At 69.1% G+C, this 11,659-nt stretch carries 8 protein-coding genes; 3 read left to right on the top strand and 5 right to left on the bottom strand.

All coding sequences use genetic code 11. The annotated features are described in order from the left end of the window. Window positions 1–359: 359 nt before the first annotated feature. A complete protein-coding gene (locus IG08_RS0133825) occupies window positions 360–815 on the bottom strand; it encodes a MarR family winged helix-turn-helix transcriptional regulator (RefSeq protein ID WP_030611477.1) in 456 nt (151 codons plus the stop codon). A 72-nt stretch (window positions 816–887) separates the two neighbouring features. Here IG08_RS0133825 and IG08_RS0133820 point away from each other — a divergent pair, with 72 nt between their 5' ends. Next, entirely contained in the window at window positions 888–1,670 is a 783-nt protein-coding gene (locus tag IG08_RS0133820) for an SDR family NAD(P)-dependent oxidoreductase (RefSeq protein ID WP_030611475.1), read from the top strand. A 315-nt stretch (window positions 1,671–1,985) separates the two neighbouring features. Here the strand turns inward: IG08_RS0133820 and IG08_RS54670 are convergent, their stop codons facing one another. From IG08_RS54670 to IG08_RS0133800, 4 genes are all read right to left on the bottom strand, one after another. Continuing rightward, window positions 1,986–4,592 carry a beta-glucosidase gene (locus IG08_RS54670; protein WP_052424972.1) on the bottom strand — a complete coding sequence of 869 codons (2,607 nt, stop codon included), beginning with the start codon at window positions 4,590–4,592 and terminating at the stop codon, window positions 1,986–1,988. A gap of 121 nt (window positions 4,593–4,713) precedes the next feature. Continuing rightward, window positions 4,714–5,628, bottom strand: coding sequence for a carbohydrate ABC transporter permease (locus IG08_RS0133810; RefSeq protein WP_030611470.1), 915 nt, complete (start codon window positions 5,626–5,628; stop codon window positions 4,714–4,716). After that, the gene (locus IG08_RS0133805) at window positions 5,628–6,473 is read right to left on the bottom strand and encodes a carbohydrate ABC transporter permease (RefSeq protein ID WP_106981076.1); all 846 of its coding nucleotides are present in this window, start codon (window positions 6,471–6,473) and stop codon (window positions 5,628–5,630) included. The genes IG08_RS0133810 and IG08_RS0133805 overlap by 1 nt, the downstream gene beginning before the upstream one ends. A gap of 59 nt (window positions 6,474–6,532) precedes the next feature. Beyond that, the gene (locus tag IG08_RS0133800) at window positions 6,533–7,852 is read right to left on the bottom strand and encodes an extracellular solute-binding protein (protein ID WP_030611464.1); all 1,320 of its coding nucleotides are present in this window, start codon (window positions 7,850–7,852) and stop codon (window positions 6,533–6,535) included. A 203-nt stretch (window positions 7,853–8,055) separates the two neighbouring features. Here IG08_RS0133800 and IG08_RS0133795 point away from each other — a divergent pair, with 203 nt between their 5' ends. Then, complete coding sequence (locus tag IG08_RS0133795; protein WP_030611461.1) at window positions 8,056–9,087, top strand: LacI family DNA-binding transcriptional regulator; 1,032 nt, start codon at window positions 8,056–8,058, stop codon at window positions 9,085–9,087. Window positions 9,088–9,131: 44 nt separating this feature from the next. Beyond that, window positions 9,132–11,438 (top strand): beta-xylosidase/alpha-l-arabinosidase, encoded by a 2,307-nt coding sequence (locus tag IG08_RS0133790; RefSeq protein ID WP_030611460.1) that lies wholly within the window; start codon window positions 9,132–9,134, stop codon window positions 11,436–11,438. The last annotated feature ends 221 nt before the right edge of the window (window positions 11,439–11,659 follow it).

The following is an 11,659-nucleotide window of genomic DNA, read 5'->3' as shown; positions in this document are numbered from 1 at the left end:
CCCCATCGGCCGGCCTGTGCACCAGCAGCTCGACCGACAGGAGCAAGGCGACCGGAGGCCATCCCGCGGCGAGCACCGGCTTCCACTCCAGAGCTGGCGCCGCCGCGATGTTCTCGGCCAACGAGACCGCGATCGCCAACACCCGTTTAGCCCCGACCACCACGGGATCACACGAACAGGAACCCTATTTCGACAGATCAAGCCCTCTGCGCAGAAAGCCGAAGGCCTCTCAGATCCGATCGAGGTCAAGCTCTCCAGCTACCGCAAGGACACATTCGCTGTGGGCTCTCTGGCCAAGGTCTCCGCGAAGGTGGGCACCGGTCGCGACAGCAACGGAACGTGCTGTACTGCCGCACTGGTCAGGCCTCCCGGGCCGCTTCGGTCACCTGGCGGAGCAGCGCCGTCAGCAGTGCGGTGCCCTCCGGGCCCAGCTTTTCTGTTGCCTGTCGTTCGACTTCCACCACCAGGGCATCGGCCTCACGCAGGGCCTCGCGCCCGGCATCGGTGAGATGGAGCTCCTGTACGTGACGGTGGCGCGGGTGCGGTCGGCGTTCCAGTTGGCCACGGCCCTCCAGGCGGGCCACCAGGGATGCCACCGCTTGCGGGGTGACGTTCAGGCGCCGGGCGAGCTCCGCGCCGGTCAGGCCGGGATCAAAGTGGATGCAGATCAGCAGGGCGTAGTGCGCCGCCGCCATGCCCAGCGACCGCAGCCGCTGCTCCTTCAGGCCCTGCACGGCCCAGTCCGCCTGACGCAGCGCCCAGCTCACCCGGTCCAGTGCGTCGGCTCCGACCGGCTCCTCGTCATCGTGTCTCACGCCGCGAGAGTACGCCACTGGATTCATATCAAGCGCTTGACAGTTAACATGCGTTTGATTGACTCTGGTCTCATGTCTCGCACACTTGCTCTCATCACCGGTGCCTCGTCCGGCATCGGTGCCGCATACACCCGCCGTCTCGCGACTGACCATGACTTCGTCCTGGTCGCTCGGGGGGCCGATCGCCTCTCCGAGCTGGCGGACGAGGTCCGCGCGGCCGGTGCCGCAGTCGAGGTGCTTCCCGCGGACCTCGGGACGCGCGAAGGCCTCGATGCGGTGACCAAACGATTGGCTGCCGGCGACGTCCGAATGCTGATCAGCAATGCAGGAGCCGGTGGCTACGCCCCGCTGGCTCGCGTCGACGCGGACGAGATCGGCAAGCTGATCACCCTGAACGCCGGCGCGTCCATCCAGCTCGTCCATGCCGCTCTTCCGGGCATGCTGGCCGCCGACGAGGGCACCATCATCACCGTCGCCTCGCTGCTCGCCTTCAGTGCCGGACTGGCCAACCCGCACATGCCGCCCCGCACTCTGTACGCGGCCGCGAAGGCCTCCACGGTGGCCTTCACGCGGACCCTCGCCCTCGAACTCGTCGACACCGCCATCCGCACCCAGGTCGTCTGCCCGGGTGTGGTGGCAACGGAGTTCAACGGTGGCCACGCGCGCGACCTGCCCTACGCCATGACCGCGGAAGGCGTGGCCCAGGCCAGCCTGGCCGGTCTGCAGTTGGGCGAGACGATATGCATCCCCGGTCTGGAGGACCAGGACGCCGCACTCGATGCCCTTCTGGCCGCCGAAACCGCGCTCCTGGACGGCAACAGCCCGACCCCCGCCAGCCGCTACGGCCAGTCGTAGGCTCACCGGAGCCACTGGCTGACTCCGCCGTGGTGTGATTACTGGCTGGCTGACAGCGATCGGATCCGAGGAGGGCCGGTGACCGACGCGGTGGCTCTCGCTCCGTTTCCCGTCCCCGCCGCTTCGCACCGTGCGTGCGTTGGGTGGGCCGCCGGCGATGTGTCTGTGGCCAGGTCCCTTTCCGACGGCCCCTTGGTCTCGTCGAAGACGAGCTTGATCCCAGCGGGGGCCACGCCGACCCTGCACACCGCCCGTCACCCACCGGTTGAGGGGCCGGGCGGCGACGGACCCGCCCGGCCCCTCAACCGCTCACCGCTACCGGACGTCCACCCAGCCCGCGAAGTGCGCGTCGGCAGAGGATGTTCCGACGTACACCGGAACCCGCCCCTTCGGGGTGACCCAGGTGTCACGCGCCTCGTCGAAGTACGACACCGACCGCCGTTTGATCATGAGCGTGACGTGCCCGTTCCGGCCGGGACTCAGCCGGACGCCGTCGAAGCCTGCCAACTGACGCGAAGGAGTGTCGACGTCAGTGGGCAGGTGGCCGACGTATGCCTGCACAGTGGCCCGGCCCGCGTACCGGCCTGTGCTGCCGATCTCGACCTGGACCTTCCCGACAGTGTCCCCCGTCCCGCCCGTGACGACCTTGGCACGGGTCGTGAAGTGTCCGTAGGAGAGGCCGAATCCGAAGGGGAACAACGGTTTCTGGCCCGTCTTCTGATACCAGCGGTAGCCGACGTAGACGCCTTCGCTGTACGACTGGGACGCGTTCCCTGCCTCGACGACCCCGGGATAGGTCAGTGGTGTGTTCGCCGCAGCGGGCCCCTGGGTGTCCGACGCGGGGAAGGTGACCGGGAGCCGGCCGCTGGGATTCGTGTCCCCGAAGAGGATCCGTGCGAGGGCTGTGCCGAACTCCTGTCCGGGGTACCAGGCCTGAACGACGGAGTCGACGTCGTTCAGCCAGGGCATCAGCACGGGGCCGCCCGTGTTGAGCACCACGACCGTACGGGGGTTGGCCTTCGCGACGGCTTCAATGAGCTGGTTCTGGTCGCCAGGCAGTGCGAGGCTCGAGCGGTCCATGCCCTCGCCGGAGGCAGCCTGGGCGAACACGACGGCTACGTCGGCCGCGCGGGCGGCGGTGACGGCGGCGGGGATCTGTGACTGCGCGGGGGTCTGCCAGCCGACGGTGAGGCCACCGGGGAGTCCGCCGTACCCGAGGGTGTCGGCGTAGTCGACGCGGATGTCGACGGGGCGGCCTGCGGTGAGCCGGACGCTGCCCTGGATGGGGTACTCCAGCCCCCTGTAGAAGTTGGCTCCCTCCCGGTAGCCCGTGCTCACCTGCTTGCCGTCGATGTACAGGGAGGCGACGCCCCGGCCGAGCATGGTGAACCGGTACAGGCCGGTCTCGGGCGGGGTGAGGGTGCCCTTCCAGCGCACCGAATACGGTGACGTCATGCCGGTCGGTGGTGTGGTGAGGCCCGGGCCGGCCTCGGTGCGGGTCAGCGCCGGGCTGCCGCTGAAGTCCGCGTTGTTCCAGTAGGTGGCGGTCAGGCCTGGAGTGGTGCCGTCCCTGGTCGTGAGGGCCTCGGTCGGTACGGCGGTCTTCGCCGCGGTGTCGCCCGCGGATCCCTGCGCCGCGGTCACCGTGACGCCCGTACCGGCGCGGGCGGTAATCCCTTCCAGCGGGGTCACGTTGCTGCCGACGGTCGTCGGGACCGCCGCGGAGCCACCGCCCGTGTAGATGGCATCCTCACCGGCCGGGCCGATGACGGCGATCGAGCGGCCTTGCCGGCCGGTCAACGGGAGGGTGTTGCCCTTGTTCCGCAGCAGGACCATGCTGTCCGCGGCCACGGCGGCAGCCAGTCGGCGGTGCTCGGCTGTGCTCACGACGTCCCTGGCCGTGCCCACCGGGTGGTCGAAGACACCGGAGTCGAAGATCGCGAACAGCGTGCGGCGCACGATGTCGTCGAGCCGTGCCTGGGGAACAGCCCCAGACGTGAAGATGTCCGCGGTGCGTCCGCCGCTGCCCTGGTCGTACTGCGGAATGTCGACGCCCGCGTTGGCTGCCGCGGCCTGGTCGCGCACGGCGAACATGTAGTCGGGGGTGACGACCCCGTCGAACGCGGACTTCAGCGGGTCGAGCAGCGTCTTGTTCTCGCAGGCCTGCGTGCCGTTGACGCGGTTGTACGAGCACATCACGGCGTCCGCTCCGCCTGCGGTGACCAGTTCGTGGAACGGCGCGCCGTAGATCTCGCGCAGGGCCCGCTCGGAGACCTTGACGTCGATTCCCCCGGTCGACGCGGTTGATCCGGTCAGGCCCAGGCGGTTGTACTCCTGGCTGTTCGCTGTGTAGTGCTTGGCCGTGACCAGCACGTTCTGTGCCTTCGCCGCGGCGGCCTCGGCCGAGGCCAGCTTTCCGGTCAGGTAGGGGTCCTCGCCGAGGTTCTCCGGTTGCCGTCCTGCCAGCGGGGTGCGGGTGACATCGGCGGCCGGGCCGAGCCAGACGTTGCGTCCCTTACCCCGTAGTTCGTCGGCGATGGAGGTGCCGACCGCCTTCGCATGGGTGGTACTGAAGGTGGCGGCGAGAGCCTGGGAGGACGGGAAGGCGGTGGTCCCGCTCAGGCCGATCCCGCTGGGGCCGTCGTGCGAGTTCAGGAGAGGGATCCCGTATCGCGCCAGGGGTGCGAGATCGTCCAGTGCCACTGCGATCTTCTCGTCCTGGGTCAGTACCGCGAGCAGTTCATCGGCGCGCGTCGAGGCGGGTTGGTGCGGGTCGCGCCATGGTTGGCCGGCCGGGGCCCGCTCCGCGGCGCCGACCGGGGTGACACCGGTCAGTGCGACGAGCAGGGAGGCGAGGGCGAGCCCGCCGAGGGTACGGATTCTTCCTCCTGCTTTTTTCCCTTGTCTGTGTGCGTGCGGCATTGCATCACTTCCTTGTGGCAACGAGGCAGCGGAATGCGGGACAGCGGACGCCGATGTGGTCGCGGACGGCGTCCGGGCCAACCGTCACCGGGAGGCCGCGGTCCGGTGGATTGTCAGTGGCTCACTTGCCGAAGCCGGCGGTGAGTCCGCTGACGAGCTGTCGGCGCCCGAGGATGTAGAGGGCGACGATCGGGAGGGTGGAGAGGACGACAGCGGCGAGGATCGCGGGGACATTGATCGTGAACTCGCCCTGGAAACTCCACACGAACAGGGGCAGGACCCGCTTGTCCGGGCTCTGGGTCAGGATCAGCGGGAAGAGGAAGCCGTTCCAGACGTTGAGCGCGTCGTAGATCGTGACCGTGATCAGCGCGGGGCGGGACAGCGGGAGTGCCAGGCTCCACAGCATGCGCCAGTGCCCGGCGCCCTCGGCGCGCATGGACTCGTACAGCTCGTCGGGGATGTCCCGCAGGAAGTTGACCAGGATGATCACGGTGAGCGGGATGGCGAACGCCGCCGAGGGCAGCACGATCGCGAGCAGGGTGTCGTACATCTGCGCCTTGGCGATCAGGTAGTACACCGGGATGATCGTGGCCTGCAGCGGGATGGCGAGCCCGAGCAGGAACACACTGAACGCCCAGCGCAGTGCCCGGCTGGTGCCGCGCACGATGGCGTAGGCGGCGAGGAAGGACACCGCGAGGGTCAGCAGGGTGGCGCCGGTCGTGACCACCAGGCTGTTGAGCAGGTAGTGGGTGAAGCCGTTGTCGAGGACCTGGCGGTAGTTCTCCAGGGTCGGGTCGGTCGGGACGGAGAGGGGATTGGCCTCGAAGTAGCCCTCGCGGGTGCGCAGGCTGGTGACGACGACCCAGTACACGGGAACGAGCACGATCACGAGCCAGACCAGGCCGCCCAGCGCACCGAGGGGGTTGCTGCGGCCCAGCCGCCTGAGGCGGGCGCGGCCTGATGGTGGCGCGGGTGAGAGCGGGCGCGATGGTGCGCCGGGAGGCTCGGTGGACGGGGCGTGGGAGAGCGCGGACATCACATACCTGCCTGCTGGCTGCGCATCCGGCTGAAGCCGGAGAACCGGACGAGGGCGAGGGAGAGGACCAGTCCGGCCAGCACGAGCACCACGGAGATGGCGCTGGCGAGGCCCATCTCGTTGCTCTGGAAGCCGGTGATGTACATGTCGAGCGGCAGGATGCGGGTCGCGTAGCCGGGGCCGCCGCCGGTGAGGACGAAGACCAGGTCGAAGTAGGTGAGGGAGCCGACGGTCATCAGCGTGGAGGAGGTGACGATCGTGTAGCGCAGCTGGGGCAGGGTGATGTGCCAGAACTGCTTGAGCCGGCCCGCTCCGTCGATCGCGGCGGCCTCGTACAGCGAGGCGGGGATCTGCCGGGCTCCGGCCTGGTAGAGCAGGGTGTGGAAGGGCAGGAACTGCCAGGAGATGACGAACACCACGGCGTAGAAGGCGAGTTCGGGATCGCCCAGCCAGTTCTGGTTCAGCAGCGGCAGGTCGAGCACCGCCCCGAGGCCGAAGTTCGGGTCGAGCAGGTTCTTGAAGATGACGGCGATCGCCGCCGTGGAGATCAGCAGCGGGACGAAGTAGAACACCGCCAGCAAGGCCCTGTACCGCTGCTTTCCGGCGACGAACACGCCCAGCAGCAGACTGAGCGGGGTCTGCACCACCCAGGAGACCACCATCAACTTGACGGTGAGCCACAGGGCGTGCCGGGTGACGTCGCTCGTCAGGGCCGTACGCCAGTTGTCGAAGCCTGTCCAGGAGGGGGCACCCAGGCCGTCCCATCTGGTGAAGCTCAGGTAGACCACGATCGCCATCGGCACGAGGGCGAACAGAGCGAACAGCAGCAGTGCCGGCAGGGCCATGAGGAACGGCGGGCCGTCGCCGCGGGTGCGGGGTGGCGCCTTGGAGGCGCTGGTCAGTGTCACTTCGCCGCCGCTGTGTCCATCGCGGCGGCGAACTCCTGCGGGCTGATCTCGCCGAGGAAGAGCTGGTCGAGACGGGTGAGCAGTTCGTTGCCGAGTGCGGGGCTGAGCGCCTGGTCCCAGGAGAGCTGGAAGTTCTTCGCGTCGCGGGTCAGGTTGTACACATACGTGGTCCAGTCCGCGTTGGCCGAGGCCTTGAGCTTGGCGTCCAGGTCCTTGACCGGCGGGACGTCGCCGTTCTTGAGGAGGTTGTCGATGTAGGTGTCGTTGTAGACGCCGTCCTTGAGGTACGACACGGCGGTCTTCTTCTCCTTGGCGCTCGCCTGCGCGGAGACGGAGAAGAAGTTGGCGGTGTTGCCGACGATGTTGCTCGCGTCGCCCTTGCCGCCCTCGACGGCCGGGAAGCCGGTCCAGCCGAGCTTTCCCGCGGAGACGAACTTCGGCGAGCCGGTGGCCATGGTGCCGTACGCCCAGCTGCCCTGCAGGATCATCGCGGCCTTGCCGGTGTACAGCTGGGCCTCGGCCTGGCCGGTGTCGGCGGAGACGGAGGTGAATCCCTTGGCGAAGCCGCCCGCGTCCACCAGCTGCTTGATCATCTCGGCGGCCTCGAGGACGGCCGGGTCGGACCAGGCACCCTTCTTCCCGGCGGCGATGTTCGCGAAGGTCTCGGGTCCGCCGACGCGGTCGACGAGGTACTCCAGCCACATCAGGTCGGGCCACTTGGAGGCGCCGCCCATGGAGAGGGGGGCGATGCCCTCGGCCTTGAACTTCTTCACGAGGGCGAGCAGGTCGTCCCAGGTCTTCGGCGGCTCGGCGCCGGCCTTCTGGAACAACTCCTTGTTGTAGTAGATGACCACCGGCTGCACACCGTTGACCGGGACGCCGTAGACCTTGCCGTCGACCGTGGCGGACTTCAGCACCGACGGGAAGATGCGGTTCTTCCACTCCGGGTTCTTGTCCAGGTCGGGCGTGAGGTCGGCGACCTTGCCGGCCTCGACGTAATCGGCGAGCGCGCCGCCGCCCCAGTTCTCGAACAGCACCGGGCCGTTGCCGGCGCCGACGGCCGTGCGCAGCTTCTGCTTGTAGGGGTCGTTCTGGAAGTACTGGTAGTTGATCTTGGTGTCCGGGTGGGCCTTGTTCCACTCCGTGGCGGAGGCGCGGAACGTGGCCTCGGAGCCCTGGGTCAGAGCCCACGCCAGGGTGCCGTCACCGGAGCCGCCACCGCTGGTGCGACCGCTGCTGCCGCAGGCCGATACCGTCAGGACGAGGGCCGCCGCGCCGGCGGTGACCATGATGCGGGTGGGGATTCTCGTGGCCATCGTGAGCTCCTTAGCTCTCCAGAGGCTCGAACACGCTTCGCGGCTCGAAAGTTTTCGAAACCTCTGCGTTTCATGGCCGACAAAGTAGGTGCCGCTTTCGACCGGGTCAAGGTGTCCGGGCGATTAATATTCGGTACGAAACAGCCGCTGGACCAGCGCGAAAGCTTGCGCTAACTTCCCCGTAAGCCTTCGAAAGGACCAGCATGGCGAAGAGAGCCGTCGAGCGGAGCCGGACCACGCTGACCGGTATCGCCGAAGCGGCCGGGGTGTCGGTGGCCACCGTGTCGAAGGTGGTCAACGGCCGCAGTGACGTGTCGCCCGAGACCCGGGCACGCGTCGAGCGGCTGCTCGTCGAGCACGACTACGTGGCCCGCGGGCCGGGTGGCGTCCAGTCCCCCGTGCGCACGATCGACCTCACCTTCGACCAGTTGGTCAACCCCAACAACCTCGTGATCACCCAGGGGGTGACCGAGGCGGCGGCCGAGGCCGGCGTCGACGTGGTCATCGGTGTGGCACCCGACGATCCGCTGGGCGCGACGTGGGCCCGGAAGTTCGCCAACGCCGGCCGGGAGGGCCTCATCCTGGTGACGTCCGAACTGACCCCGAAGCAACGCGCCCAGTTCACGCAGCACGGCATCCCGCTGGTGCTGATCGACCCGATGAACGTGCCCGACGAGAGCGTGCCGAGCATCGGCGCCACCAACTTCAGCGGCGGCATGGCCGCCACCGAACACCTGCTGCGGCTCGGCCACCGCCGCATCGCCATGATCGAGGGCCGGCACGACGCCGTGTGCAACACCGCCCGCCTGCACGGCTACCAGGCCGCGCTCGCCGGCGCAGGGATCACTCCCGATCCGGCGCTCATCAAGCGTGGTGCCTTCCGCTTCGAACCTGCCTACGAGGCCGCACTGGAACTGTTCGTCCTCGACGACCCACCCACGGCCGTCTTCACCGGCAACGACCTGGAGGCGTTCGGCGTCATCGAGGCCGCCCGGATACACGGACTGCGAGTTCCGGAGGACCTCAGTGTCGTCGGCTTCGACGACACCGCGGCGGCCGCCACCTCCGCGCCTCCCCTGACCACCGTGCGCCAGCCCTTCGCGGAGATCGGCCGGGCCGCGCTGCGCACCCTGCTCCGACTCGCCGCGGGCCAGAGCTTGGACAGCCACCGGGTGGAACTCGCCACCCAGTTGGTGATCCGGGCGTCCACGGCACCTCCGCCGAGCCGTACCTGAACCCCGCCCCCGGCGCACCGCGCCGCCAGCTCAAGGGACGCACCATGACCACACCCTGGGCCGATCCGGCCTGCCCGCGCGACGACAGGGTCGAGGCCCTCCTCGCGGAGATGACCCTGGAAGAGAAGCTCGCCCAGCTCGGCAGCGCCTGGCCCGGCGTCGAACGCGTCAGTGGCAACGTCGCGCCGATGCAGGACGTCTTCGCGCGCCACACCGAGTTCGCCGTGGCCAGCAAGAACGGACTGGGACACCTCACCCGCCCGTTCGGCACCCGCCCCGTCGACCCGGCCGACGGTGCCCGCCGACTCGCCTCCATGCAGCGCGAGTTGATGGACAACACCCGCCTGGGCATCCCGGCCATCGCCCACGAGGAATGCCTCACCGGTTTCACCACCTACCGCGCCACCGTCTTCCCCACCGCCCTCGCGTGGGCCGCCGCCTTCTCCCCCGGCCTGGTCGAGCGCATGGCCCACGCCATCGGCAGCAGCATGCGCCGCGTCGGCGTCCACCAGGGCCTCTCCCCTGTGCTGGACGTCGTACGCGACTACCGCTGGGGCCGGGTCGAAGAGACCCTCGGCGAGGACCCGTACCTCGTCGCCACGACCGGCACCGCCTACGTCCGCGGCCTGGAAAGCGCCGGAATCATCGCCACGCTCAAGCACTTCGCCGGCTACTCGGCCTCCAAGGGCGCCCGCAACCACGCCCCGGTCTCCATGGGGCCGCGCGAGTTCGCCGACGTCATCCTGCCGCCGTTCGAGGCGGCGCTCCGCGAGGGCGGCGCGCGCTCGGTGATGAACTCGTACGCCGACGTCGACGGCGTACCGGCCGGAGCGGACGCCGGACTGCTCACCCGACTCCTGCGTGAGGACTGGGGATTCGAGGGGACGGTCGTCTCCGACTACTGGTCGGTGGCGTTCCTGCGGACGATGCACCGGATCGCGGCCACCGACGGCGAGGCGGGCGCCCGAGCCCTCGAGGCCGGCATCGACGTCGAGCTGCCGGACACCCTCGCCTACGGCGAACCGCTCGCCGAACTGGTGCGCAGCGGTGCCGTGGCCGAGGAACTCGTCGACCGCGCCGTACGGCGGGTCCTGCGGCAGAAGGCCGAACTCGGGCTGCTCGACGCCGACTTCACACCGGAGGTCGATGTCGAGGAGCCGATCGACTTCGACCCGCCGGCCCACCGCGCGATCGCCCGAGAACTCGCCGAGCAGAGCATCGTGTTGCTCGACAACCGTGAAGGCGTTCTGCCGCTGGCCCCGGACACGGCGTCCATCGCCCTGATCGGCCCGGGCGCGAACGATCCGAACGCGTTCTTCGGCTGCTACTCCTTCCCCAATCACGTCCTTCCGCACCACCCGGGCTATGACAACGGGATCAGGACTCTCTCGCTTCTGGAGGCACTCGCCGCCGAACTGCCCGCCGCGCGGATCGCGTTCGAGCAGGGCTGCCCGATCAAGGACGTCGACCGCAGCGGCTTCGAGGCGGCCGTCGAGCAGGCCCGGAAGGCGGATGTCTGCATCGCGGTCGTCGGCGACCGCGCCGGTCTCTTCGGCCTCGGGACGTCCGGCGAGGGCTGTGACGCGGAGGACCTCGCCTTGCCAGGCGTGCAGGGCGAGCTGGTCGAGATGCTGCTGGCCACTGGCACACCGGTCGTACTGCTCGTGGTCTCAGGACGCCCCTACGCGCTCGGCGTCTACGCCGACCGGGCCGCGGCCGTGGTCCAGGCGTTCTTCCCCGGCGAGGAGGGCGGGCCGGCCCTGGCCGGTGTGCTGTCCGGCCGGGTCACACCCTCGGGCAAGCTGCCCGTACAGGTCCCGCGGACGGCGGGCGGCCAACCCGCCACGTATCTGCACGCCCCCCTGGGCGGCAACAGCGAGGGAGTGAGCAACCTCGATCCGACCCCGGCCTACCCGTTCGGCCATGGCCTGTCCTACACGGAGTTCGCCTACACGGAGCTGTCCCTCGGCTCCGCGGAGATACCCACCGACGGCGAGGTCGAGATCAGCTGCCGGGTGCGCAACACCGGCGACTTGCCGGGTGCCGAGGTGGTACAGCTCTACACCGCCGATCCGGTTGCTCAACTCCCACGCCCAGTAACCCAGTTGACCGGCTTCGCCCGTGTCTTCCTGGCTCCCGGTGAGGAGCGGCAGGTCACCTTCCGACTGCACGCCGACCGGCTCGCGTACACCGGGCCGGAGCTGCGACGCATCGTCGAACCCGGCGAGATCACCGTCATGGTCGGCGCCTCAAGCACCGACATCCGGCTGTGGGACACGCTTCGCCTCAGGGGCGGCGTGCGCACGGTGGGTCACGAGCGCGTGCTGCACACGGCGGTCGAGGTCGGCTGACCGCGTCGTCGGAGCGCGGCGGAAAGTCACCGACTGCGAGCGTCTCGCGATGCCCGCAGCCAGCCAGGTCTTGGACAGCCCCGCAGTGATCTTGTCCAGGTCCGGCAACGGCATTTCGCCGGCCTCCGAGTAAAGGTGCCGATGAGCGGCATGCTCAACCTCGAAGATCCGAAACGACCCATACGAAAAGGGCCCCCACAGACTCTCGTCTGCGAAGACCC

This window comes from Streptomyces fulvoviolaceus (assembly GCF_000718165.1).
GTDB classification, from domain to species: Bacteria; Actinomycetota; Actinomycetes; order Streptomycetales; family Streptomycetaceae; genus Streptomyces; species Streptomyces fulvoviolaceus.
This window is presented reverse-complemented; position numbering and strand designations above follow the sequence as displayed.

Excerpts from the sequence above, each read along its gene's own strand:
- IG08_RS0133790 (WP_030611460.1), top strand. The coding sequence starts at position 9,132 with ATGACCACACCCTGGGCCGATCCGGCCTGCCCGCGCGACGACAGGGTC.
- IG08_RS54670 (WP_052424972.1), bottom strand. The coding sequence starts at position 4,592 with ATGCCGCACGCACACAGACAAGGGAAAAAAGCAGGAGGAAGAATCCGT.
- IG08_RS0133795 (WP_030611461.1), top strand. The coding sequence starts at position 8,056 with ATGGCGAAGAGAGCCGTCGAGCGGAGCCGGACCACGCTGACCGGTATC.
- IG08_RS0133820 (WP_030611475.1), top strand. The coding sequence starts at position 888 with ATGTCTCGCACACTTGCTCTCATCACCGGTGCCTCGTCCGGCATCGGT.
- IG08_RS0133805 (WP_106981076.1), bottom strand. The coding sequence starts at position 6,473 with ATGGCCCTGCCGGCACTGCTGCTGTTCGCTCTGTTCGCCCTCGTGCCG.
- IG08_RS0133810 (WP_030611470.1), bottom strand. The coding sequence starts at position 5,628 with ATGTCCGCGCTCTCCCACGCCCCGTCCACCGAGCCTCCCGGCGCACCA.
- IG08_RS0133800 (WP_030611464.1), bottom strand. The coding sequence starts at position 7,852 with ATGGCCACGAGAATCCCCACCCGCATCATGGTCACCGCCGGCGCGGCG.